At 70.3% G+C, this 23,434-nt stretch carries 21 protein-coding genes and 1 pseudogene; 12 read left to right on the forward strand and 10 right to left on the reverse strand.

The window, feature by feature from the left end; translation table 11 throughout:
• Positions 1-14: 14 nt before the first annotated feature.
• Both ACWF62_RS06485 and metG read right to left on the reverse strand, forming a co-directional pair.
• On the reverse strand, positions 15-1,094 hold the full coding sequence (locus ACWF62_RS06485) for a DUF2786 domain-containing protein (RefSeq protein WP_452629669.1): 1,080 nt from the start codon (positions 1,092-1,094) through the stop codon (positions 15-17).
• Between the two features lie 65 nt (positions 1,095-1,159).
• Positions 1,160-2,716 (reverse strand): methionine--tRNA ligase, encoded by a 1,557-nt coding sequence (metG, locus tag ACWF62_RS06490; protein WP_378505650.1) that lies wholly within the window; start codon positions 2,714-2,716, stop codon positions 1,160-1,162.
• Positions 2,717-2,736: 20 nt separating this feature from the next.
• On the opposite strand from metG, the gene ACWF62_RS06495 reads away from it, so the two are divergent.
• On the forward strand, positions 2,737-3,576 hold the full coding sequence (locus tag ACWF62_RS06495; protein WP_378505651.1) for a TatD family hydrolase: 840 nt from the start codon (positions 2,737-2,739) through the stop codon (positions 3,574-3,576).
• 47 nt (positions 3,577-3,623) lie between these two features.
• Here the strand turns inward: ACWF62_RS06495 and ACWF62_RS06500 are convergent, their stop codons facing one another.
• Positions 3,624-4,373: an amino acid ABC transporter ATP-binding protein gene (locus tag ACWF62_RS06500; RefSeq protein ID WP_378505652.1), complete on the reverse strand. Its 750-nt coding sequence runs from the start codon at positions 4,371-4,373 to the stop codon at positions 3,624-3,626.
• Positions 4,370-5,821: an amino acid ABC transporter substrate-binding protein/permease gene (locus ACWF62_RS06505; RefSeq protein WP_378569644.1), complete on the reverse strand. Its 1,452-nt coding sequence runs from the start codon at positions 5,819-5,821 to the stop codon at positions 4,370-4,372. The genes ACWF62_RS06500 and ACWF62_RS06505 overlap by 4 nt, the downstream gene beginning before the upstream one ends.
• 190 nt (positions 5,822-6,011) lie before the next feature.
• Between ACWF62_RS06505 and ACWF62_RS06510 the strand changes: the two genes are divergently transcribed.
• On the forward strand, positions 6,012-7,139 hold the full coding sequence (locus tag ACWF62_RS06510) for a transglycosylase family protein (RefSeq protein WP_378569645.1): 1,128 nt from the start codon (positions 6,012-6,014) through the stop codon (positions 7,137-7,139).
• A gap of 23 nt (positions 7,140-7,162) precedes the next feature.
• The gene (gene rsmA, locus ACWF62_RS06515) at positions 7,163-8,065 is read left to right on the forward strand and encodes a 16S rRNA (adenine(1518)-N(6)/adenine(1519)-N(6))-dimethyltransferase RsmA (RefSeq protein ID WP_378569646.1); all 903 of its coding nucleotides are present in this window, start codon (positions 7,163-7,165) and stop codon (positions 8,063-8,065) included.
• A gap of 79 nt (positions 8,066-8,144) precedes the next feature.
• Here rsmA and ACWF62_RS06520 read toward each other — a convergent pair whose 3' ends face one another.
• The 3 genes from ACWF62_RS06520 to ACWF62_RS06530 are packed head-to-tail and all read right to left on the reverse strand — an operon-like array spanning position 8,145 to position 11,512.
• On the reverse strand, positions 8,145-10,373 hold the full coding sequence (locus tag ACWF62_RS06520) for a heavy metal translocating P-type ATPase (RefSeq protein WP_452629705.1): 2,229 nt from the start codon (positions 10,371-10,373) through the stop codon (positions 8,145-8,147).
• Positions 10,374-10,397: 24 nt separating this feature from the next.
• Complete coding sequence (locus ACWF62_RS06525) at positions 10,398-11,309, reverse strand: hypothetical protein (protein ID WP_378569647.1); 912 nt, start codon at positions 11,307-11,309, stop codon at positions 10,398-10,400.
• The gene (locus ACWF62_RS06530) at positions 11,306-11,512 is read right to left on the reverse strand and encodes a heavy-metal-associated domain-containing protein (protein ID WP_378569648.1); all 207 of its coding nucleotides are present in this window, start codon (positions 11,510-11,512) and stop codon (positions 11,306-11,308) included. Before ACWF62_RS06530 ends, ACWF62_RS06525 begins: the two co-directional genes overlap by 4 nt.
• 181 nt (positions 11,513-11,693) lie before the next feature.
• On the opposite strand from ACWF62_RS06530, the gene ACWF62_RS06535 reads away from it, so the two are divergent.
• Positions 11,694-13,121, forward strand: a complete 1,428-nt coding sequence (locus ACWF62_RS06535) for an MFS transporter (protein WP_378569649.1) — start codon at positions 11,694-11,696, stop codon at positions 13,119-13,121.
• Entirely contained in the window at positions 13,118-13,261 is a 144-nt protein-coding gene (locus tag ACWF62_RS06540; protein WP_378505659.1) for a hypothetical protein, read from the forward strand. Before ACWF62_RS06535 ends, ACWF62_RS06540 begins: the two co-directional genes overlap by 4 nt.
• A gap of 71 nt (positions 13,262-13,332) precedes the next feature.
• Here the strand turns inward: ACWF62_RS06540 and ACWF62_RS06545 are convergent.
• Positions 13,333-14,289 (reverse strand): annotated as a pseudogene (locus tag ACWF62_RS06545) (carboxyl transferase domain-containing protein); the annotation flags it as partial.
• Here ACWF62_RS06545 and ACWF62_RS06550 point away from each other — a divergent pair.
• The 7 genes from ACWF62_RS06550 (at position 14,239) to ACWF62_RS06580 (ending at position 20,851) form a co-directional block, all read left to right on the forward strand.
• Complete coding sequence (locus ACWF62_RS06550; RefSeq protein WP_452629670.1) at positions 14,239-15,492, forward strand: WS/DGAT/MGAT family O-acyltransferase; 1,254 nt, start codon at positions 14,239-14,241, stop codon at positions 15,490-15,492. The pseudogene ACWF62_RS06545 and the gene ACWF62_RS06550 overlap by 51 nt on opposite strands.
• A 53-nt stretch (positions 15,493-15,545) precedes the next feature.
• The gene (locus tag ACWF62_RS06555) at positions 15,546-15,740 is read left to right on the forward strand and encodes a hypothetical protein (protein WP_378505662.1); all 195 of its coding nucleotides are present in this window, start codon (positions 15,546-15,548) and stop codon (positions 15,738-15,740) included.
• A 142-nt stretch (positions 15,741-15,882) separates the two neighbouring features.
• On the forward strand, positions 15,883-16,818 hold the full coding sequence (locus ACWF62_RS06560) for a 4-(cytidine 5'-diphospho)-2-C-methyl-D-erythritol kinase (RefSeq protein ID WP_378505663.1): 936 nt from the start codon (positions 15,883-15,885) through the stop codon (positions 16,816-16,818).
• The gene (locus tag ACWF62_RS06565) at positions 16,818-18,596 is read left to right on the forward strand and encodes an ABC-F family ATP-binding cassette domain-containing protein (protein ID WP_378505664.1); all 1,779 of its coding nucleotides are present in this window, start codon (positions 16,818-16,820) and stop codon (positions 18,594-18,596) included. Before ACWF62_RS06560 ends, ACWF62_RS06565 begins: the two co-directional genes overlap by 1 nt.
• 118 nt (positions 18,597-18,714) lie before the next feature.
• Entirely contained in the window at positions 18,715-19,206 is a 492-nt protein-coding gene (locus tag ACWF62_RS06570; RefSeq protein ID WP_378505665.1) for a nuclear transport factor 2 family protein, read from the forward strand.
• Positions 19,207-19,237: 31 nt separating this feature from the next.
• Positions 19,238-20,092 (forward strand): SDR family oxidoreductase, encoded by an 855-nt coding sequence (locus ACWF62_RS06575; RefSeq protein ID WP_452629671.1) that lies wholly within the window; start codon positions 19,238-19,240, stop codon positions 20,090-20,092.
• 285 nt (positions 20,093-20,377) lie between these two features.
• Complete coding sequence (locus ACWF62_RS06580; protein ID WP_452629672.1) at positions 20,378-20,851, forward strand: hypothetical protein; 474 nt, start codon at positions 20,378-20,380, stop codon at positions 20,849-20,851.
• Between the two features lie 66 nt (positions 20,852-20,917).
• On the opposite strand, the gene pnuC is transcribed toward ACWF62_RS06580, so the two are convergent.
• Both pnuC and ACWF62_RS06590 read right to left on the reverse strand, forming a co-directional pair.
• Positions 20,918-21,586, reverse strand: coding sequence for a nicotinamide riboside transporter PnuC (pnuC, locus tag ACWF62_RS06585; protein ID WP_452629673.1), 669 nt, complete (start codon positions 21,584-21,586; stop codon positions 20,918-20,920).
• Entirely contained in the window at positions 21,586-23,244 is a 1,659-nt protein-coding gene (locus ACWF62_RS06590) for a peptide chain release factor 3 (RefSeq protein WP_452629674.1), read from the reverse strand. Before ACWF62_RS06590 ends, pnuC begins: the two co-directional genes overlap by 1 nt.
• Between the last annotated feature and the right edge of the window lie 190 nt (positions 23,245-23,434).

The raw sequence follows: 23,434 nt of genomic DNA on the forward strand, positions 1-23,434 counted from the left end.
GCGCGGGCGGCCGCTCACCCGGTGACCGCCCGCCGTGTCGGGGCGAGGTGCGCGGCGTCCGCCGCGGATCGGCCAGCCGCGACCCCGTCGAGGTCGCTGACGCTGAATCCCCAGGACCGCAGCTTCGGCCCGAACAGGCGGTCCACCTCGGCCTGCACGGCGTCGGACCGGCGGGCCAGGATCGGCAGCAGATCACCGAACTGTGCCCGGGCGTCGATCACGGCCTGCGCGGTGGCCGCCTTCTCCGCCTCGGTCAGGCGCTGCCCGATCCGGACCGCGAAGCCGTAGAGGAAGGCGCGACGGAACGGCGCCGCGCTCGCGCCGCGCGCCTGCTCGGCCCGCATCGCACGGGTGGCCTGGACCAGGAGCGAGGTGAACAGCAGGTCGACCTGCTCGAGGTCCGCCGGTGTGCCGATCACGGTCGCGATGTCGTCGACCGCGTTGAAGAGGGTGCGGACGTGATTGGCCTCGCCGACCGTGGTCAGCAGCAGACCCTTCTGCTTGCTGTAGGGCCGGTCCACGTGGATGCGCCGGGCGTGGACGGTGACGTCCCGGCCAGCGGAGGAGTCCGCGGTGAGGAGGGTCGCGGTGACGGAGTGCCGGGTCATCAGTTCCTGAGCCTTGGCGGTGAGGGTCTCGGCCTCCTCGGTGAACTCGGTGCTCTCGGCCTTGGCGAGCAGCCCGCGAATCCGGTTCAGCATCTTGACGTCCGCGGTGTCGGCGGGGGTTCCGGGGTGGGTCGACCGGACGTCCGGCCACAGCGACGGCGGTGGGCACAGTCGCCGCAGCGGCTGCAGGTGCTGCAGCAGCCGCAGGCCGCCCGGTGTCAGCGGCGGCTCGTCGACCCGGCGCGGATAGCCGTCGGCGAGCGCCCTGAGCTGGTCCGCCCAGTGCAGCGGTGCCCGAGCCCAGGCACCGCTGCGATTGGCCTCCCCGAGGATCAGCAGCGCAATCGGCGCGACCTCGACCCCGGCGAGGCCACGCCGGGCGACGTGCAGGACGTCACCCGGCTGCCACCCGTTCTCGTATGCGTGGCGCAGGGCCTGCTCCGCCCCACGCCCCTCGGCTCGAATGCCTGTTCGATTCATCCCCATGGGTGCAGTGTGCATCGGGGGTACGACACGTTTCCCCGCCGCAGGTCACGGGGTGTTTCGGGGGGTCAGGCGTCGGTGGCCTCGACGTACCGGGGGAACACCGCCGCCGGAGCGGGCAGGTCGGTGCCGGCGGCGATCCGCGTCCCCAGGTCCGTGAACTGGCGATTCTCGGGCCCCTGGCCGAGCACGGTGAGGATCTTGTCCGCGGCGTCGGGCATCACCGGCTGCACCAGGATGCCGACGATGCGCACCACCTCGATCGTCACGTACAGCACCGTCGCCATGCGCGCCGGGTCGGTCTTGCGCAGCACCCACGGTTCCTGCGCGCTGAAGTAGCGGTTGGTCTCGGCGAGGACGTGCCAGATCTCCTCGATGCCGAGGTGGATGGCCTGCACGTCGAACTCCGCGCGCACCTTGTCGAGCAGCGCATCGGCCTTGGCGAGGAGGGCGGTGTCGGCGTCGGTGAACTCGCCCGGCGTCGGGACCTGGCCGTCGCAGTTCTTCGCCACCATCGACAGCGACCGCTGCGCGAGGTTGCCCAGTTCGTTGGACAGGTCCGCGTTCATGCGGGTGACGATCGCCTCGTGGCTGTAGCTGCCGTCCTGGCCGAACGAGATCTCCCGCAGCAGGAAGTAGCGGACGGCGTCGAGTCCGTACTCCTCGACCAGGCCGAGCGGGTCGACGACGTTGCCGAGCGACTTCGACATCTTCTCGCCCTTGTTGTACAGGAAGCCGTGCACGAACACCCGCTGCGGTAGGTCGATGCCCGCGGACATCAGGAACGCGGGCCAGTACACGGTATGGAACCGGCTGATGTCCTTGCCGATGATGTGCAGGTTCGCCGGCCAGTACCTGCCGAACGACTCGGCGTCGGTATCGGGGAACCCGGCACCGGTCAGGTAGTTCGTCAGCGCGTCCACCCACACGTACATCACGTGGTCGGGGTCGCCCGGCACCGGAACGCCCCAGTCGAACGTGGTCCGCGACACCGACAGGTCCTTCAGTCCGCCGGAGACGAAGCTGACGATCTCGTTGCGGCGGGTCGCCGGCGCGATGAACTCGGGGTGCGCCTCGTAGAGGGCGAGCAGCCGGTCCTGGTAGGCGGACAACTTGAAGAAGTAGGTGGACTCCTCGGTCCACACCACCGGGGTTCCGGTGTCGGTGGAGATCCGGCTGCCGTCCTCCAACAGGGTCGTCTCGCCCTCGGTGTAGTACGCCTCGTCGCGCACCGAGTACCACCCGGCGTAGGTGTCGAGGTAGATGTCACCGGCCGCGACCATCCGCTCCCAGATGGCCTGACTCGCCGCGGTGTGGTCGGCGTCGGTGGTCCGGATGAACCGGTCGTAGGAGACGTTCAGGACCTTGTCCATGGACTGGAACACGTCGGAGTTGCGCGCCGCGAGGTCGCGGACGTCGATGCCCTCCTTGGCTGCCGTCTGCTGCATCTTCAGCCCGTGCTCGTCGGTGCCCGTCATGAAGAAGACGTCGAAACCGTCGAGCCGCTTGAAGCGGGCGAGCGCGTCCGTCGCGATGTACTCGTACGCGTGCCCGATGTGCGGGGCGCCGTTGGGATACGCGATCGCGGTGGTGATGTAGAACGGGGGCCGGCTGGGTGCAGTCATGGTGCGCCTATCGTATCGGTGTGCCCAAGGATCGTCCGGCCCCGGATCTGCCCGAGCCCCTCGCGCCGCTGATCGACGCCCACACCCACCTCGACGCGTGCGGCGCCACCGATGCCGCGTCGGTCGCCGAGATCGTCGACCGCGCGGAAAAGGTCGGGGTCGGCAGGGTCGTGACGGTGGCGGACGACCTGGCCGCCGCCCGGTTCGCCGTCGACGCCGCGGGCTGGGACCGCCGGGTGTACGCCGCGGTCGCGATCCATCCCACCCGAGCGAACGTGCTCGACGACGCCACCAAAGCCGAGATCGAGCGGCTCGCCGCCGACCCGAGGACGGTCGCGGTCGGGGAGACCGGCCTCGACTACTACTGGCCCGGGAAACTCGACGGGTGCGCGACGGTCGAGGAGCAGGTCGAGGGCTTCCGCTGGCACATCGACCTCGCCAAGCGGCTGCGCAAGCCGCTGATGATCCACAACCGCGAGGCCGACCACGACCTCCTGACCGTCCTGCTCGACGAGGGCGCACCGGACACCGTGATCTTCCACTGCTTCTCGTCGGACGCGACGATGGCGCTGGCCTGCGTCGAGGCCGGGTACGTGCTCAGCTTCTCCGGCACCGTCAGCTTCCGCAACGCCCGCGAACTGCACGAGGCCGCGAAGCTCGTCCCGGACGACCAGTTGCTCGTCGAGACCGATGCCCCGTTCCTGACCCCGCACCCGTTCCGCGGCGCCCCCAACGAGCCGTACTGCCTGCCGTACACCGTGCGATCCCTGGCGGCGACCCGCGGTCAGGACCCGTTCGAGCTCGCCGCCGCCGCGACCGCCACCGCCGAACGCGTCTACGCACTTCGCGACCGTGCGTGATTTCCACCCCAATCGGGGTGAAAATCACGCACAGGCGCGAAGCGCATTTACAGGACCTTGCGGAGGAAGTCCTGGGTGCGCGGCTGCTGCGGGTTGCCGAAGACCTCCTCGGGGGTGCCTTCCTCGACGAGATAGCCGTCGGCCATGAAAATGACGCGGTCGGACACCTCCCTGGCGAAGCCCATCTCGTGGGTGACGACCACCATCGTCATGCCGCCAGCGGCGAGGTCCCGCAGCACCTGCAGCACCTCGCCGACCATCTCCGGGTCGAGGGCGCTGGTCGCCTCGTCGAACAGCATGACGTCGGGGTTCATCGCCAACGCCCTGGCGATCGCGACCCGCTGCTTCTGGCCGCCGGACAGGTTCGCGGGCTTGGCGTCCTGCTTCTCCGCGAGTCCGACCTGGGCGAGGAGTCGAATCCCGGCTTCCCGGGCCTCGCCCTTGGTGGCCTTCTTCGTCTGGACCGGCGCGAGCATGACGTTCTCGAGGGCGGTCATGTGCGGGAACAGGTTGAAATGCTGGAAGACCATTCCGATGCGCTGGCGAATCCCGTCGATGTCGACCTTCTTGGCGGTGAGGTCGACGCCGTCGACCACAACCGTGCCGCCGGTGATGTCCTCGAGCCGGTTCAGGCAGCGCAGGAAGGTGCTCTTTCCGGACCCGGACGGGCCGATGACGCACACCACTTCGCCGGGAGCTATCTCGACGTCGATGCCCTTGAGTACCTCGTTGTCGCCGTAGGACTTCTTCAGCCCGGTGACCCGGATCTTGCTCTCGGTGGTGACGGGCTCGCTCACGCGTTGACCTTCCTCTCGAGCCGGCCGGACAGCTTGGTCAGCGCCATGATGATGACAAAGTAGAAGATGCCGACGATCAGCCACATGTTGAACGACTCGAAGTTCCTGGCGATGATGATCTTGCCGGTCTGGGTCAGTTCGGCGATGCCGATCACGGACAGGATCGAGGTGTCCTTCAGCGTGATGACGGCCTGGTTCACGAACGACGGCATCATCGTCCGGAAGGCCTGCGGCAGCACCACCTTGCGCATCGACGGCAGATAGCCCATGCCGAGACTGCGGGCGGCCTCCATCTGACCGCGGTCGACGGACTGGATGCCGCCGCGGATGATCTCGGTGATGTAGGCGCCCGCGTTGAGGCTGAGGGTGATGATGCCCGCGGTCATCGCAGGCATCGTGAAGCCGAGCGCGGCGGGGATGCCGAAGTAGATGAAGAAGGCCTGCACCAGCAGGGGGGTGCCGCGGAAGATGTCGACGTAGACGACGCCGATGCCCCGCAGGATCCGGCTGGTCGAGACCCGAAGGAATCCGAAGACCAGGCCGAGCAGCAGCGCGATCGCGAGCGACACCACGGTCAGCACGATCGTCAGCCACAGGCCCTTCATCAGCAGCGGGAAGCTGTCCTTGAGGAGGGAGAAGAAGGTGTTGCCGCCCTGCGCCTGCTGGGCTCCCTCGCCGAGATACCGGTCGATGATCTCGTCGTACTGCCCGTTGGCGCGCAGGTTCGCCAGTCCGGCGTTGAACTTGGTCAGCAGTTCGGCGTTCTGTCCCTTCGACACCGCGAACCCGTACGAGTTGCCCGCCTGCTTGTCGCCGACGGCCCGCAGCCCGTTGCCCTGCGCGATGCCGTACAACAGCACCGGGTAGTCGTCGAACACGGCGACCGAGTTCCCGGTCCTGACGTCGTCGTACATGCTGGCCGAGTCGTCGAAGGTCACGGTGGTGAAGCCGTACTGGTCCCGGATCGACTCCGCGAACAGGGCGCCCTCGGTGCCGGTCTTGATCGCAACACGTTGCCCGCGCAGATCCTCGAACGACTCGATGGAGTCGTTGTCCTTCGCGACGGCCAGCTGGACACCGGACTCGAAGTACGGGTCGGAGAAGTCGAAGACGAGTGTGCGTTCGTCGGTGATGGACATGCCCGCAATGACGCCGTCCACCTGCCTCGACTGCAGGGCCTGCACTGCGGCGTTGAAGCCGAGCGGCTTGATCTCGTACTCGAAGCCCTGATCGGCGGCGATCGCGGCGAGCAGGTCCATGTCGATGCCGACGAAGTTGCCCTGCGCGTTCTGGAATTCGAACGGGGCGAACGTGACGTCGGTCGCGATGACGTAGGTCCGGTCGGGCTGGGCGGCGGCGGTGCCCGCGCCGAGGACTCCGGCGAGCAGGGCGAGCGCACCGATCAGGGCGGCGGCGGCGACGGATCGCGCGCGGTATCTGGTGCTCATTCGAGTCAGCATCCTCGCCACGGGCGCGTGCCGGTGTTCCGCACGCGGCGTGTCGGGGTCCGGGGTGAGGTCGGTCCCATTTTCGCTGGTTGTTCCCCGTGCGGTTGCCGGAGCGCCGCGCCTTCGTTACCGTACCGTGATCGCTTAAGTCCGGGATCACGTCCCGGTAACCGACAGCTCAGGACTTCTCGTGTCACCTCTCACTCGAATTAACCGGGCGAACTCGCGACTGCTGCGTCTCGTCGTCGGAGCCCTTCTTCTCACCCTCATCGCCGGTGGCGCACTGGCGGTAAGCCGCCACAAGACCGTCATGGTCGACGTCGATGGCGAGACGGTCGCGGTGAGCACGATGTCCACCGACGTCGGCTCGGTCCTCGACGCCGCGGGCTACCGGGTCGGGGACCGCGACGTCGTCGCACCGGCACCGGACGCCGCCGTCTCCGACGGGGACACGGTCGTGCTGCGCCGCGCGCGTGAGCTGACCCTGACCGTGGACGGCGCGCCGCGAACCCTGTGGACGACCGCACTGACCGTCGATGAGGCCCTGTCCAGGGAACGCCTCGCCGGTGACGTGCACGTGTCCGCCTCCCGTTCCCAGCGCCTGCCGCTCGAGGGGGCCGACCTCGAGGTGACCAGCCCGAAGGCGGTCCGGCTGCTCGACGGGGCTGCCGCTCCCGCCGACCTCCGACTCGCCGCGCCGACCGTCGGCGACCTGCTCGCCGCGCAGGGGGTGCCGCTCGAGCAGCAGGACACGGTCGAACCGGCCGCGGACGCCCCGGTCACCGAGGGACTTCAGGTGAAGGTCACCCGGATCCGCACCGAGAACCGGACCGAGACCCAGCCGGTCGCGCCCCCGGAGCAGCGGGTGGAGGATCCGACGATGAACATGAGTCGCACCGTGCAGGAGAGCCCGGGCGCGCCGGGCCTGCGGGACGTGACCGTCGCGGTGACCACCGTCAACGGGGTGGAATCCGGCCGCGAGGAACTTTCCGAGAACGTCATCACCGCGGCGCAACCGAAGGTGGTCCGGGTCGGAGCCAAACCCGGCACCGAGGTCCCGCCGGTGGCGAACGGCGCCACCTGGGACGCGCTCGCGCAGTGTGAGGCGACCGGCAACTGGAACATCAACACCGGCAACGGCTACTACGGCGGTGTGCAGTTCGACCAGAACACCTGGGAACGGCAGGGCGGACTGAAGTACGCCCCGCGGGCCGATCTCGCGACCCGCGAGGAACAGATCGCGATCGCGTCGAAGACGCAGGCGACGCAGGGCTGGGGCGCGTGGCCCTCGTGCACGAGCCGACTCGGCCTTCGCTGACCCCGCTGCGTTAGATTCATCGGGTGTCCGACGAACCTGCCACCGCTTCCGACCTGCCCGAATCCGCTCCGCGGGGGTTGGCGGCCCTGCTCGGACCCGCCGAGGTGCGGGCGCTGGCTGCCGAGTTCGACATCCGGCCCACCAAGCAGCTCGGCCAGAATTTCGTGCACGACGGCAACACCGTCCGCAAGATCGTCGCGGTCTCCGGTGTCACCCGCAACGACGTGGTGCTCGAGGTGGGGCCGGGGCTCGGCTCGCTGACCCTGGCATTGCTCGACGTCGTGGAGCGGGTCGTCGCCGTTGAGATCGACCCGAAGCTGGCGGCCCGGCTGCCCGCGACCGTCGCCGAGCGAGCCCCCGAGCTGACGGACCGGTTGACCGTGGTCCTCGAGGACGCCATGCGGGTGTTGCCCGCCCAGGTCCCCGCCGAGCCGACCGCGCTGGTCGCGAACCTGCCGTACAACGTGGCGGTGCCGGTGCTGCTGCACCTGTTCGCCGAGTTTCCGTCGCTCCGGACCGCGCTGGTGATGGTGCAGGCGGAGGTGGCGGACCGGCTCGCCGCGCGGCCAGGCAACAAGATCTACGGGGTGCCGAGCGTCAAGGCCTGCTTCTTCGGTCGGGTGCGCCGGGCTGGCTCCGTTGGGCGTCAGGTGTTCTGGCCGGAGCCGAAGATCGAGTCCGGCCTGGTCCGCATCGACCGGTACGAGGAAGCGCCGTGGCCGATGGACGAGGAGCACCGCAAACGGGTCTTCGCCGTCGTCGACGCCGCGTTCGCGCAGCGCCGCAAGACCCTGCGTGCGGCACTGGCCAGCTGGGCAGGATCACCCGCCGAGGCGGAACGTCGACTCGTCGCCGCGGGCATCGACCCCACCGCACGGGGCGAGGTCCTTGACGCGTCCGCCTTCGTTCGCCTCGCTGCCGGATAGCCGCACCTCCCGCCGCATTTCCCGAATGGCCCATCGATTCAGTCCAGGCTGAATCAATGGGCCATTCGGGGAGGAGGGGCTAGCGGAAGCGGCGCAATCGCAGGCTGTTGCTCACCACGAACACGCTGGAGAACGCCATTGCGGCGCCGGCGAGCATCGGGTTGAGCAGGCCTGCCGCGGCCAGCGGCAGGGCGGCCACGTTGTAGGCGAACGCCCAGAACAGGTTGCCCTTGATCGTGCGGAGGGTCTTGCGGGACAGCCGGATCGCGTCGGCCGCGGCCCGCAGATCGCCGCGAACCAGGGTCAGGTCACTGGCCTCGATCGCGACGTCGGTGCCGGTGCCCATGGACAGCCCGAGGTCGGCCTTGGCGAGGGCGGCCGCGTCGTTGACGCCGTCACCGACCATGGCCACCACCTTCCCCTCCGCTTGCAACCGCGCCACGGTCTCCACCTTGTCCTGCGGCAGCACCTCGGCGATCACCTCGTCGATGCCGACCTGGTCGGCGACGGTGCGGGCGGCCGCGGCGTTGTCGCCGGTCAGCATGATCGGGGTCAGGCCGAGTGCCTTCAGCTGCGCTACGGCCTCCGCCGACGTCGGCTTCACCGCATCCGCGACCACGAGGACGCCGCGGGCCTTGCCGTCCCAGCCCACCGCGACCGCGGTGCGTCCGGCGGATTCGGCTGTGCGCAGGGCGGATTCGAGATCGTCCGTCAGGGGCTGCGCCCAGTCCGCCAGCAGGCGGGGCCTGCCGACGATCACCGCGTGGCCGGCAACGACACCCTGCACGCCGAGGCCCTCGACATTCGCGAACTCCTCCGCCTCGGGAACCGGTCCCGCCGCGGCCGCCGCGCCCGCGATCGCCCTCGCGATCGGATGCTCGGAACCCGCCTCGAGCGAGCCGGCGAGCCGCAGCACCTCATCGGCGAGCTCACCCTCCGCCGCGACCACATCGAGCAGGGTCATGGTTCCGGTGGTCACGGTGCCGGTCTTGTCCAGGACGATCGTGTCGATCCGCCGGGTCGACTCGAGCACCTCGGGCCCCTTGATCAGGATGCCGAGCTGCGCGCCGCGGCCGGTGCCGACCATCAGTGCGGTCGGGGTGGCCAGGCCGAGTGCGCAGGGGCAGGCGATGATCAGGACCGCGACCGCCGCGGTGAAGGCCGCGGCGACGGAACCGCCGGTGCCAAGCCAGAATCCGAGGGTCGCGACGGCGAGTGCGATGACCACGGGAACGAAGATGCCGGAGATCCGGTCCGCGAGCCGCTGGGCCTTGGCCTTGCCGGTCTGCGCGTCCTCGACCAGCTTCGCCATCTGTGCGAGCTGGGTGTCTGCTCCGATCCTGGTGGCGCGCACCACGATCCGCCCGCCGACGTTGACGGTGGCGCCGACGACGGTGTCGCCGGGTCCGACCTCGACCGGAACGGACTCGCCGGTCAGCATCGACGCGTCGACGGCGGACGAACCGGAGGTGACCTCACCGTCGGTGGCAATCTTCTCGCCGGGGCGGACGACGAACAGGTCGCCCGCCGCGAGCTGGTCGACCGCGATCCGCTGTTCGACACCGTCGCGCAGGACGGAGACCTCCTTGGCGCCCATCTCGAGCAGCGCCCGCAGCGCCGCCCCGGAGCGGCGCTTGGCCCTGGCCTCGAAGTAGCGGCCGGCCAGGATGAACGTGGTGACGCCCGCCGCCGCCTCGAGGTAGATGTTCCCGGTGCCGTCGGTGCGGGCGATGGTGAACTCGAACGGGTGCGTCATGCCCGCGACCCCGGCGGTGCCCCAGAACAGTGCGTACACCGACCAGCCGAGCGCGGCGAGGGTGCCCATCGACACCAGGGTGTCCATCGTGGCGGTGCCGTGCCGCAGGTTCGTCCATGCCGCCCGGTGGAACGGCAACGCGCCCCACACCACGACCGGGGCGGCGAGGGTGAGCGAGAGCCACTGCCAGTTGGGGAACTGCAGTGCCGGGATCATCGCCATCGCGATCACCGGCACGCTCAGAACCAGCGAGACCAGCAGGCGCAGGCGCAGGCCCGACGTCGGGTCGTCGTCGACGGCAGCGGGTTCCACGTCCTCTTTGGGGAGGGTGGCGGTGTACCCGGCCTCCTCGATGGCGGTCACCAGGTCGGCGGGGAGCACGTCTCCGCTGATCGCCACGCGCGCCTTCTCGGTGGCGTAGTTGACGGTGGCGGTCACCCCGTCGAGTTTGTTGAGCTTGCGTTCGATGCGATTGGCGCAGGAGGCGCAGGTCATGCCACCGATCAGTAGCTCAACCTGTCCCTCGGTCGGCGCGGGTGCGACGGGGTTCATCATGACTCCTCTCCGGGTGTCGGGTCAGTGTCCGTGGCCGGTGCTGCCGGCCGGGGCGGGAGTTGGGTGGGCGTCCGGGGTGCCCGGCTGGTCGGCGGTCACGGTGAATTCGGCGGTGCGGACGGTGTTCTGGTGCCGGAAGTCCAGGAACAGCCGGTAGGTGCCCTGGCTCGGCGCCTGTGCGTGGAACACGATCTCGGGTCCGGGCGCGGTGACGCCGTCGCCCGGTGCGCCCTGCGGATGGACGTGCAGGTAGGCGAGGTCGCCGGTGCGCAGCGCGACCAGGTGCCCGAAGGCGCCGAGGTAGGGCTGTAGATCGGTCACCGGGACCCCGTCACGACTGACGTTCAGGGTCAGCGGGCCGCCCCCGGTGTCGAGTTCACCGGTCAGTTCGACCCGGTAGCCGTCGACCTCGGCGATGCGGTTGGGCGCGAGGGTCGGCGCCGGGGCGGTGTCGCCCGCCACGTCGACGGTCCGCCCCAGGGTCAGCGCGGGCCCGTCGGTGGGCCGGAAATCCGCGAAGACGCGGTAGCTGCCGCCGGACGGCCAGGCCCAGTCGACGGTCCAGGTGCCGTCGTCGGACATCGTCGGGTGGACGTGCCGGTACCCGGTGGTGTCGGACCGCACGACGATCAGGTGGAGCTTCTTCTCGTGCTCCTCGGTGAACGCGGTGACCGGTTCGCCGGTGGGGCCGGTGATCCGGAAGCTCAGCGCATCCGGTCCGGTGGTGATCTCGGACAGGGTGTATCCCTGCTCGGACACCTGGAGGCCGCCGGGGGTCTCCGGTGCGGCGTTCGGCGTCTCGAGGTGGGTGTCGCCGTGGGTGGCGGTTGGCATGTCGATCGGGCTCCCCACGGCCGCCCCGACACCGAGGGCCGCCGCGAAGATCGCGGCGAGCCCCCCGGTGTAGGCGGCCAGCTTGGTGGCGGTGTTCATGACGCCACGGCGTAGCCAGCCTCTTCGACGGCGGCACGGACCGTGGCGGCGTCGACGGGGACGGCGGAGGTGACGGTGACCAGCCCGGTGGGGACGTCGACCTGGACGGCGGTGACGCCCTCGATCGAGCCGACCTCCTCGCGGACCGAGCTTGCGCAGTGCCCGCAGGTCATGCCGGTGACGGTGTAGTTCGAGGTCTCCATGATGTTCTCCTTCGGCTCGTTCAGATACCCAGCGGGGGTATTGCTCCAACGAGAGGAAACATACCCCCAGTGGGCATATCGCGCAACCCGGTTTGAGGATTGCGTCATATACCCATGGGGGGTATATACGAGGGGGCGTGATCGATGAGCGGTCGCGCACCGACAGACGGAGGGATCGGAAATGACTCGGACAGAAGAGCGGGTGCGATCACGAAAGTGGTTGGCACTCGCGCTGATTGCTCTCGCGCAGTTCATGGTCATCATGGACACGTCGATCATCGGCGTCGCACTGCCACAGATGGGGGAGGACCTGGGATTCACGCAGCAGAACCTCACCTGGGTGTTCAACGCCTACGTCGTGGTGTTCGGCGGACTGCTCCTGCTCGGCGGCAGGCTGTCGGACCTGTTCGGCGCCCGCCGGATGTTCGGGCTCGGCTGGCTGATCCTGCTGGTCGGCTCCGTGCTCGCCGGCGTCGCCGCGAACGTCCCGGTCGAGCTCGCCGGTCGGGCGGTTCAGGGGGCGGGCGCGGCGCTGATCGCCCCGTCGGCGTTGACGCTGCTGATGATGCTGTTCGGGGCGACGCCGCGCGAGCTGACCCGGGCCCTCGCCGTCTACGGCGCCGCGGCCCCGGCCGGCGGGACGGCGGGCGTCTTCCTCGGCGGTCTGCTGACCGAGTACGCCTCGTGGCCGTGGGTGTTCTTCGTCAATATCCCGGTCGCGGTCCTCGCGCTGATTGCCGCGCCGGCGCTGCTGCCGGGTGGCCGCGGCGCCGCCACCGGAGGCGTCGACCTGCTCGGCGCGCTCACCGTCACGGTCGGCATCGGTGCCGCGGTGTTCGGGATCGTGCGGGCACCGGAGGCAGGCTGGACCTCGGCAGGAACCTGGGGCAGCCTGCTCGTCGCCGCGGTGGCCCTTGCCGGGTTCCTCGCGCTCCAGGCGTCCCGGCGCGACCCGCTGGTGCGCCTGGCGATCTTCCGGACCCCGAACCTGGGTGCGGCCAACATCGCCCAGTTCCTGCTCGGCGCGGCGTGGATCCCGATGTGGTTCTTTCTGAACCTCTACCTGCAGCAGGTGCTCGGGCTCTCCGCCTTCCCGAGCGGCGCCGCGCTGATCCCGATGACCGCGCTGATCATGATCGGCATGATCGTGCTCGCACCCCGGCTGATTGGGCGGTTCGGCCCCAAGCCCCTCGTGGTGGTCGGGTTGCTGCTCCTCGCCGCCGGGCTGGGCTGGCTGTCGCTGGTGCGCCCGGACGGCAACTTCTGGGTGGACGTGCTGCCCGCGTCGCTGCTGTCGGCGCTCGGGATGGCGCTGGCGTTCATCCCGTCGCTCGGCACCGCCATTTCCAGTGCCCGCCCGGAGGAGGGGGGACTTGCCTCGGGCATCGTCAACACCAGCTACCAGCTGGGCTCCGCGTTGGGTCTCGCGGTCGCCACCGCCGCGGCGGCGGGGGCAGGCGCGGCCCGGGTCGGCGATCTGGTCGCGTTGACCGACGGCTTCTCGGCCGCGTTCGTCACCGCCGCGCTGATCGCCGTCGCTGGCGCGGTCCTCGCCGCGCTCACCCTGCGGCCGGTCCGGACCGAGGCCGAGCCGGTGTCGGTCCGATGAGGCCGGGCGAGTTGCTCGCGGACCGGCGACTGCGAGCGGCGCTGCGCTGCCTCGGCGGATGCCTGCTGACGGCGGCCCGCGAGTGGCTCCGCCCGAGCCGCGAGGGTCACCTCGACACCGGCGAGCGGCCGACCCGATAGTGCACGCTGCACACGAACGGCGTCACCGGAATTCGATCCGGTGACGCCGTTCGGGTGTGCGGGCGGTGGTGCTACTGCGCGTTCAGCACCCTGCCCATGCCGCGCTCGACCGCGGCGACGAGCCGCGGACGCAGGTCGGCGGCGGGGACGATGTCGTGCACCGAACCGACCTCCTTGGCCCGCTCGATGTTGTGGATGGCCTCGAACTCCGCGGCCACCTCACCCAGCTTGGCGCTGCGGACCGCGGCCCGCTCGGCCGCCAGATCCACCCGCAGCTGGGCGCGCGCCGCGTCGTCGTCGGTGGCGGCGAGCCGCGCCTCGAGGCCCTGCACCGCCGGGTCGGCCGCGGTGCGGGCATTGACCTCACGGGTGAACACGACCGCCGCGGCAGGGGCGCCACCGAGGACCGACGCGAACGAGCCCTCGACCGCGAGCACCTCCATGTTCTCGTTCAACGCGCCGGAGAACACCACGAACGCGCCGCCGTGGTAGCGCGAGACCACAACGAACACGATCGGGCCGTCGAAGTTGACGATCGCGCGGCCAATCTCGGCGCCGTACTCGAGCTGCAGGTTGCGCAGCGACTCCGGGGAGCCGTCGAAGCCGGACAGGTTGGCCAGCACCACGACCGGGCGGTTTCCGGACGCCGCGTTGATCGCGCGGGCCGTCTTCTTCGACGACCGCGGGAACAGGGTGCCCGACGTCCACTGGTCCGGGCCGTCGGTCGGGAGGAAGCCCTTGCGGGCGATGGCCCGAGACTCGATGCCGATCACGGTGACGGCGTTGCCGCCGAGGTGTGCGTCGAACACCACGGAGGTGTCCGCGTCGGCCATGTCGGCCCACCGCTCGAGCACGGCGTGGTCCTGGTCGACGACGGCGCGCATCACCGTGCGGATGTCGAACGGCTTCTTGCGGTCCGGGTTGGTCTCGGCGGAGAAGATCTCGCCGACCGTGGTGAACTCGCTCGACGGGTGCACGTGCGGGAAGGAGCGCACATCCCGGTCGACCGGGTCGGTCGACTCGGCCTTGGTCGATCCCTGACCACCCTCGGGCAGTGGGGCTGGGAGACCGAGGAGCAGATCGACCTGGCGCATCACGTCCGGCACGATGCGCTACCCCAGCCCGGTGGTGTCGCCGAGCTGATGACGCTGGTGTCGCGCCTGCACGCGAGCCTGCTCGACCGGGATCGGCCGCTGTGGGAGATGCACCTGATCGAGGGCCTCGCGGACGGACGGTTCGCCGTGTACACGAAGATCCATCACGCCCTTGCCGACGGTGTCGCGGCGATGCGCTTGCTGCGGTCGGCCCTCAGCGAGGATCAGGACGCCAGGGACATGCCCGCGCCATGGGAGCCGGCAGCGCCGAGGCTGGAGCTGGTTCCGGCCGCGGCGGCGGAGGGCGCGGCCGACCTCGCTGGCGCGGCGGCGCGGGCGGCCCGGGCGGCGATCGGTGAGGCGATGGGGTTGGTGCCCGCGCTCGTCGACACGGTCGATCGGGCGGTGCACGGGCGCGGCGGAACCCTGGCACTTGCCGCGCCGTCGTCGCTGCTCAACGTGCCGATCGGCGGTGCCCGGCGGTTCGCGGCCCGGTCGTGGCCGCTGGAACGGCTGCGGCTGGTGGCCAAGTGCGCGGACGCGACGATCAACGACGTGGTGCTGGCGATGTGCGCGGGTGCCCTGCGGACCTTCCTCGCCGACATCGACGCGCTGCCCGCCGAACCGCTGCACGCGATGGTGCCGGTGTCGCTGCGCAACGAGCAGCACCGGGGCGGCGAGGGCAACGAGATCGGCATGCTCACCTGCAATCTCGGCACCCATCTCGCCGATCCCGAGGAGCGGCTCGGTGTCGTCCGGGCGGCGATGGCCGACGGCAAGGACGCGATGCGGTCCCGGAGCGCCACCCAGATCCGGGCGATGAGTGCGCTGGGGGTCGCGCCGCTGGCGCTGGGGATCGTGCTGGGCCGCCACAGTCCGATCCGCCCGGCGAACGTGATGATCTCCAACGTGCCGGGTCCGCGCGCCCCGCTGTACTGGAACGGCGCCCGGATGACCGCGCTGTACCCGCTGTCCATCCCGGTGGACGGGCAGGCCCTCAACATCACCTGCACCAGCACCGACAGCGAGATCGCGTTCGGCCTCACCGGGTGCAGGCGCACCGTTCCGGCCTTGGCGCCGCTGCTCGACCACCTCGACACCGAACTCGCCGAACTCGAACGGGTGGTGGGCCTGTGACCACCTGCGTCCATTCCGGCGGGTCCGCGACCTCGGCAGGAAGGAGTTCCGACATGGACCACAGCGCACACGGCAGGCACCGCCCCCGCCGCGGTGACACCCGCATGCGATCGTCCACGGTCATCGCGCTCACCTCCGCGGCGGTGGCCGCGACGCCAGCCGCGGTGATGACCGGGTCGGCGCCGCTGGCGCTGCTGATCGCGGGAGGAACCGTCGCGGGGGTCGGCCTCGCCGGTGTCATGATCTGAGCCGGATCGACGAGATTCGCGGCAGCACAGGTGACTTCGGTGTGGCAGTGATCCCGGCAGGTCGCCCGCGGCGCGGCCGATGTCCAGCGGCCGTGCCCGGTCCGGTGCTGGGCCCGGGTGGCCTCCACTAGGCTGGGTCCCCGTGCTGTCCGTAGTTCCGCGCCCGGTGACCGTCCGTGCGCCGTCGAAGGTGAACCTCCACCTGGGAGTCGGTGACCTGCGCGAGGACGGCTATCACGACCTGACCTCGGTGTTCCAGGCGCTGTCGCTCGGGGATGACGTCGTGCTCACCGAGAGCGAGACCCTGTCGGTCCGGGTGCGGGGCGAGGATGCGGCGGCGGTGCCGACCGATCGCAGCAACCTGGTGTGGCGGGCCGCCGAACTGCTCGCCCGGCGGGCGGGGCGGTCCCCGGAGGTCGCGATCACGATTGTCAAGGGGATTCCGGTTGCGGGCGGGATGGCCGGCGGAAGCGCCGACGCGGCGGCGACGCTGGTCGGGCTGAACGAACTGTGGCGGCTCGGCCTCGATCGCGACGAGTTGCTCGTGCTCGGCGCGGAACTCGGCAGCGACGTCCCGTTCACGCTGCACGGGTTGACCGCGCTCGGGACCGGCCGGGGCGAAGAGCTGCTTCCGGTGCTGTCGCGCAACAGTTTTCACTGGGTGCTCGCGCTGGCAAAGGGCGGGTTGAGCACGCCTGCGGTGTTCGCCGAACTCGATCGGCTGCGCGCGGTGGGCGCCCCGCCGCGGATCGGCGGTGCCGAGGACCTGATTCAGGCGCTCGCCGCGGGGGATCCGGGCCAGCTCGCCCCGCTGCTCGGGAACGACCTGCAGCCCGCCGCCCTGTCCCTCAAGCCGGAGCTGCGACGCACGTTGCGCGCGGGGACCACCGCGGGCGCGCTGGCGGGCATCGTGTCCGGCTCGGGCCCCACCTGCGCCTTCCTCTGCGCCGACGCGGACTCCGCGGTCGCGGTCGGTGCCGAACTGGCGGGGGCAGGCGTGTGCCGCACGGTCCGGGTCGCGCACGGGCCGGTGCCCGGCGCACGCATCATCGACGACGAGCGGGAAACGGAACACTGATGGCGAATCTGATCAACCTGGAGCAGGTGTCGAAGTCGTTCGGCATCAAGCCCCTGCTCGACTCGGTCTCGCTCGGCGTCGAGGAGGGCGAACGAATCGGTGTCGTCGGCCTCAACGGCGGCGGCAAGACCACGATGCTCGAGGTGCTCGCCGGTCTCGAGGAACCCGACTCCGGCCGGGTCAGTCGGGTCGGGGATCTGCGGATGGCGGTCGTGACCCAGCGCGGTGTCCTCCCGGCGGGCGCGACCGTCGCCGACGTGGTGCTGGCGCCGCTGGGGATGGCCGAGCACGAGTGGGCGGGTGACGCACGGATCCGGTCCATCCTCGCGGGCATCGGCATCGACGCGGTGGGACTGGACCGGGGCGTGGAGGGGTTGTCGGGCGGGGAGCGGCGTCGGGTCGCGCTGGCCGCGGCGCTGGTGCAGGACCTGGACCTGCTGGTGCTCGACGAGCCGACCAACCATCTCGACGTCGAGGGTGTGCAGTGGCTGGCGGAGCACCTGCTGTCCCGGCGCAGCGCACTGGTCGTCGTCACCCACGACCGCTGGTTCCTCGACACCGTCGCCACCCGGACCTGGGAGGTCGTCGGCGGCAAGGTCGAGAGCTACGACGGCGGCTACAACGACTGGATCTTCGCGCGCGCCGAACGGGCCAGGCAGGCCGACGCCGCCGAGGAGCGCAGGCAGAACCTGGCCCGCAAGGAACTTGCGTGGCTGCGCCGCGGCCCGCAGGCACGGACGTCCAAGCCCCGGTACCGGGTCGAGGCGGCGGAGGCGTTGATCGCGAATGTGCCGCCGCCGCGGGACACGGTCGCGCTGGCGTCGTTCGCCAAACGCAGGCTCGGCCGCGTCGTCATCGAACTTGAGGACACCCGGCTGACGACCCCGGACGGCCGGGAACTCGTGCACGACCTGACCTGGCGGCTCGCGCCGGGTGAGCGGGTCGGTCTGGTCGGGGTCAACGGGTCCGGCAAGACCACGCTGCTGCGCACCCTGGCCGGTGAGCTGGAGCCGGCGGCGGGTCGGCGCATCCAGGGCCAGACCGTCGCGATCGGCTGGCTGCGGCAGGAACTCGACGACCTGCCCACCGACATGCGGGTGCTCGACGCCGTGAAGGACGTTGCCGAGCGGATCACGCTGGGGGACAAGGACATGTCCGCCGGTCAGCTGGCCGAGCGGCTCGGTTTCACCCCGGCACGGCAGCGCACCCCGGTCGGGGACCTGTCCGGTGGCGAGCGTCGCCGCCTGCAGCTGACCCGGGTGCTGATGGGCGAACCCAACGTGCTGCTGCTCGACGAGCCGACCAACGACCTCGACATCGACACCCTGCAGCAGCTCGAGGACATCCTCGACGGCTGGGCGGGCACCCTCGTGGTGATCTCCCACGACCGGTACCTGATCGAGCGGATCTGCGACTCCACCTGGGCGCTGTTCGGCGACGGCAGGCTGACCAACCTGCCCGGCGGCATCGAGGAATACCTGCGCCGCAGGGCAGCCGTTGACCGGGCGGCCGCGCCGGGTCCGGCGCCGGTCAGTGCGCCAACCACGAGTTCGGTGCGGGACGGCGCGGCCGACCGGGCCGCGCGCAAGGAGTTGAGCCGGATCGAACGGCAGGTCGCGAAGCTGTCCGATCGGGAGGCAACGCTGCACGCCTCGCTGGCGGCGGCCGCCACCGATCCGGGAGAACTGCAGAAGCTGGACGCGGAGCTGCGCGCGGTGGTGGCGGAGAAGGAATCCGCGGAGGAACGCTGGATGGAGTTGGCCGCGGATCTCGACTGACGACTCCACCGGGTGAATGACGGCGGACGTGTTCGGTGCGCCGGCGGGCGGGAAGACGACTAGGCTGACGGGCGGGTCGGTCCTGGCGTTCATGGTCCCGTCGTGAAAGGCGCGCGTGATGGATCTCGAGGCACTCGCGGAGATTACGAAACTCAAGCATCGCTACACGCGGGCGCTGGACACGAAGGACTGGGAGCTGTTTCGGGAGACGCTGCTCCCCGACGCCACCGCCACCTACGGTGAGCACCTCCGGTTCGAGGACCGGGATGCGTTGTGCTCGTTCATGGAGATCACGCTCGGACCACACGTGCTGACCGAGCATCTGTGCGGGCAACCGGAGATCGACATCACCGGCGACTCCGCGGCCGGAACGTGGGTGCTCGCGGACACGGTGATCATCCCGGAGGACGGAATGCTGTTGCGCGGTGCGGCCTTCTATCACGACCGCTATGCCCGCGACGAGTCCGGCGAGTGGCGGATCGCGCACACCGGGTATGAACGAACCTACGAACTGGTGATCTCGCTTGCCGACATGCCGAGCCTGCAGTTGACCTCGAACCGCTGGGCAATGGCGATCACCCCGCAGGCCGAAGCCGAATCGCCGTCGTGACCGGCGCGGCGCGGCGATGCACACTCGACGGATGATTTCCGAGATCGTCACCCGCGCTGCCCTGCAACCGCTCCCGTCGCTGCGCACCCTCACCTCCGCGGTGCTGCCGGGCCGCGGCCACCCGATCCGCGGAACCCGGATCCTGCTCACCGGCGGGTCCTCCGGTGTCGGCGAGGCCGCGGCGACGGCCTTCGCCGACCGCGGGGCCGAGGTGATCCTGGTGGCGCGCGGCGCCGACGACCTGGCGGTGGTGCGGGACCGGATTCGGGCCGCAGGCGGGGCCGCACACAGCATCCCGTGCGACCTCACCGACCCGGATGCGATCGCCGACCTGGCGGCGCGGGTCGACGCCGAGCACGGGCCGCTGGACGTGCTGGTGAACAACGCGGGCCGCTCCATTCGGCGGCCCGTCTCCGAGACGGTGGACCGGGTCCACGACTACGAACGCACGATGGCGCTCAACTACTTCGGTCCGGTGCGGCTGACGCTGGCCCTGCTGCCGGGGATGCTCGACCGGGGGCGGGGGCACGTCGTGAACGTCGCGACGTGGGGCGTGCCCGGTGGCGTGATGCCGAAGTTCGCGGCCTACCACGCGTCGAAGGCCGCGATCGCCGCCTTCGGTCGGGACCTCGGCGCGGAGGTCGCCGGCCGCGGGGTCGCGGTCACGACGGTGCACTTCCCGCTCATCCGGACCCCGATGATCGCCCCGACCGCGGACTACGACGCGATGCCAGCGCTCACCGCCGACCAGGCGGCCTCCTGGCTGGTCGACGCCGTCCGCACCCGGCCGGTCGAAGTGATGCCGGGCTACGCCGAACTGCTCCGGCTCGTCGGCTCGGTGTCGCCGAGGATCGCCGACGCGCTGGTGCGCCGCACCGGAATCTGATCCAGCCCAGCCCAGACCCGTATCGGTCGCGCTCCCGCCCGGCGCATACCAGACGGTCGTGTTAGCGTGACGACCGTTGGATCCAACTGTGACGAAACCCGCAACCAGAACACGCATTTCAGTCGATCGTGGCTGTCCCACGCGTGTCGAAGATGTTGGAGGACGCATGGTGAGTCGGAAGACACGCAGCGCGGGGGTTTTGGCCGTAGCCGCCGCGGGCCGCGCTTCGTCGACAACCCGGGGGGCGTTGCTGGCGGGACCGGGGCAGGGGCACTCGACTTCGGAGTGACCTCCACGTCGGACGAGGTCACCTTCTATCAGCCGACGCGGACGCCGCTGGCCGAGGCCGCCGGCCTGGGCTACAACGTCTTCCTCGACGGCACTGTGGCACCCGCCTATCAGTTGCGGGTGTGGGGTGCGAATCGCACGGACGGTGCGGCGGACGGCTTCACCTCGCTGACCTGGGAGCCGTCCCGTAACGGCGGCAATCCGGGCGTGGGGGAGTGGAAGAACTTCGACGCCCTCGAGGACGGCCTGTGGTGGAGTTCGCGGGACATCGCGGGCGCGACAGGGCGACAGGCGGTGTCCCTGGACGCGATCAGAACGGCCAACCCGGATGCGGTAATCCGTGCATACGGAGTCCGGGTCGGGACGGGGGCAGCGGCGAGCACCAGTTTCGCAGTCAACGTGAAGTTCGGCTGCGACACCTGGGATTTCGAGTCGCTGCCGTCCCTCAGCTCGGGTAGCTCCGGAAGCTGACATCGCGACCAGCGGAGCGTGAGCGCCTGCCCCGTCGTTAGCCGCGGCGGGGCAGGCGCATCGGTCTCAGGACTCGGTGAGATCAACGGGTCGCCTGCCCGCCAGCCGGGTGACCCGCAGCCACACCGCGAATCCCCACACCACGAACGCACCGTAGACGAGGTACAGCACCGCCGACGGGTAGTAGCCGGCCAGGAACAACTGCGGAACACCGACGGCGTCGACCGCGATCCAGATCAGCCAGAACTCGGTCCAGCCGCGGGCCATCCCGTAGGTGGCGAGCAGCGACCCGGTGAAGATCCAGGCCTCCGGCCACGGCCCGTACGAGCCGATCCGCTCGAAGATCTGCGCACACACCGCCGTGCCGAGCACCATTGCCGCGACCAGCAGCACCCGGTCGCGGCGCGGCGCCCAGTGCGGCAGCACCGCCTGCCCGGACTCGTGCCGGGACCGCAGCCATCGCGCCCAGCCGTACACGCTGACCGAGATGAACATCAGCTGCCGTCCGGCCTGCCCGTACAGGTTCAGCTCCTGCGGGGTGTGGAAGAGCGCACCCATGAACACCGTGAACAGCAGCGCGTTGCCCGCGATGCCGATCGGCCACGCCCACAGCACCCGCTTCATGCCGCCGATCGCGGACGCGATGCCGAACCCGTTGCCGATGATCTCGCGCCACAGGATGGTCGCGCCGCCGAGGCGGAGTTGGGCGTCGAACAGCGCGACGAGCGGGTTCACTAGTCGGCGGTGGCGACGAGCGGCTCGAGGGTCAGGTCGGGATGCTCCTTCTGGATGTACTGCAGCCGCCACTTGTCGCTGACCAGGGCGAGCATGACGCCGTCGGAACGGGTGAACACCTCGACGCCCCGCTGGCGGCCGAGTTCGACGGCGGACTCGGCGTCGGTGCGCCGCGCCAGCTGGTAGGGCAGCCCCTCCATCCGCGCCTCGACGTTGAACTCGGCCTTCATCCGGGCCGCGACGACCTCGAACTGCATCGGCCCGACGGCCGCCATCACCGGCGACGCGTCGCCGCGGATGTCGTTGCGCAGGATCTGCACCACACCCTCGGAGTCGAGTTGTTCCACGGCCCGCCGGAACTGCTTGTACTTGCTCGCGCTCTCCGCCCGCAGCGTCGAGAAGTGCTCCGGGGCGAACGACGGGATCGGCGGGAACTCCACCTTGGTCTCGGTGAACAGGGTGTTGCCGGGGGCGAGCGCGGTCGCGTTGACGAGGCCGACGACGTCGCCGGGGTAGGCGCTGTCGACGGTGGACCGTTCCCGACCGAACACGGTCTGCGCGTACTTGGTGGCGAACGGCTTGCCGGTCTGCGCGTGCGTGACGACCATGCCGCGTTCGAAGACCCCGGACACGACGCGCATGAACGCGAGCCGGTCCCGGTGGGCGGTATCCATGCCCGCCTGCACCTTGAACACGACAGCGCTGAACGGGTCGGTCACCTCGCGCGGGGCCCCGGCGATGTCGTCGCGGGCCCCCGGCGACGGGGCAAGCGCGACGAGGGTGTCGAGGATCTGCCGGACGCCGAAGTTCAGCATCGCGGACGCGAAGATCACCGGCGACGTTTGGCCGGCGAGGAACATCTCCTGGTCGTGGTCCTGCCCGGACGCGGACAGCAGCTCGCTCTCCTCGACCGCGGTCGCCCACGCCTCGCCGTCCCGGTCGGCGGCGAGGTCGGCATCGAGGATCTCCTCGGGCGCGATCTTCGCGCCGCCAGCGGTGCGGGTGAAGCGAACATACTCGCGGGGGGCGCCGTCCGCCCCGCGGCGCAGCAGGCCGCGGAAGTCGCCCGCGATGCCCACTGGCCAGTACAGCGGAGTCGGGGTCAGGCCGATCCGGTCCTGGATCTCGTCGAGCAGTTCCAGCGGCGACTGGCCGGGCCGGTCCCACTTGTTGATCACGGTGACGACCGGGATGCCGCGGTGCCGGCACACCTGGAACAGCTTGAGGGTCTGCGGCTCGAGACCCTTCGCGGCGTCGATCAGCATGACCGCGGCGTCGACGGCGGTGAGCACCCGGTAGGTGTCCTCGGAGAAGTCGGAGTGGCCGGGGGTGTCGACCAGGTTGACGACGTTCGGGTCCTCGTCCGGGTCCGTCTCCGGGGACTTGTAGTTGAACTGCAGCGCGGTGGAGCTGACGGAGATGCCGCGCGCCTTCTCCATTTCCATCCAGTCGGACACCGTCGACTTGCGGCCCGCCTTGCCGTGCACGGCACCCGCCTCGGCGATCATCTTCGCGTGCAGGGCGAGCGCCTCGGTGAGCGTCGACTTGCCCGCGTCGGGGTGGGAGATGACCGCGAAGGTGCGCCTGCGCCCGGCCTCCGCGGCGAGCGCCTTGACGGACTTGTCGGGGGCGGCGGTCGTCGACGCGGGCTCGGTCACCGAAATCTTCCTCACTACGGACTGGGGTCTGCTCGTCGGGCGTGCGGGCAGTGGCGATACGCCGGTTCTCCAGGTTACCCGCAGCGGGATCGTCCGTTCCGACACGCATCACCGAACCCGGGGCGCATGCTTTGGGTGTAACACCACGGCCGGTGTGGCGTATAACACAACAGCGGCGATCGAGGGTTGT

This window comes from Rhodococcus sp. NPDC054953, assembly GCF_053609225.1.

Bases quoted from the DNA above. Each gene is read 5' to 3' on its own strand.
- metG (WP_378505650.1), bottom strand. From the start codon at position 2,716: ATGACTGCACCCAGCCGGCCCCCGTTCTACATCACCACCGCGATCGCG.
- ACWF62_RS06555 (WP_378505662.1), top strand. From the start codon at position 15,546: ATGGACCACAGCGCACACGGCAGGCACCGCCCCCGCCGCGGTGACACC.
- ACWF62_RS06530 (WP_378569648.1), bottom strand. From the start codon at position 11,512: ATGGAGACCTCGAACTACACCGTCACCGGCATGACCTGCGGGCACTGC.
- ACWF62_RS06535 (WP_378569649.1), top strand. From the start codon at position 11,694: ATGACTCGGACAGAAGAGCGGGTGCGATCACGAAAGTGGTTGGCACTC.
- ACWF62_RS06540 (WP_378505659.1), top strand. From the start codon at position 13,118: ATGAGGCCGGGCGAGTTGCTCGCGGACCGGCGACTGCGAGCGGCGCTG.
- ACWF62_RS06565 (WP_378505664.1), top strand. From the start codon at position 16,818: ATGGCGAATCTGATCAACCTGGAGCAGGTGTCGAAGTCGTTCGGCATC.
- ACWF62_RS06570 (WP_378505665.1), top strand. From the start codon at position 18,715: ATGGATCTCGAGGCACTCGCGGAGATTACGAAACTCAAGCATCGCTAC.
- ACWF62_RS06485 (WP_452629669.1), bottom strand. From the start codon at position 1,094: ATGGGGATGAATCGAACAGGCATTCGAGCCGAGGGGCGTGGGGCGGAG.
- ACWF62_RS06525 (WP_378569647.1), bottom strand. From the start codon at position 11,309: ATGAACACCGCCACCAAGCTGGCCGCCTACACCGGGGGGCTCGCCGCG.
- ACWF62_RS06575 (WP_452629671.1), top strand. From the start codon at position 19,238: ATGATTTCCGAGATCGTCACCCGCGCTGCCCTGCAACCGCTCCCGTCG.
- ACWF62_RS06520 (WP_452629705.1), bottom strand. From the start codon at position 10,373: ATGAACCCCGTCGCACCCGCGCCGACCGAGGGACAGGTTGAGCTACTG.
- ACWF62_RS06505 (WP_378569644.1), bottom strand. From the start codon at position 5,821: ATGAGCACCAGATACCGCGCGCGATCCGTCGCCGCCGCCGCCCTGATC.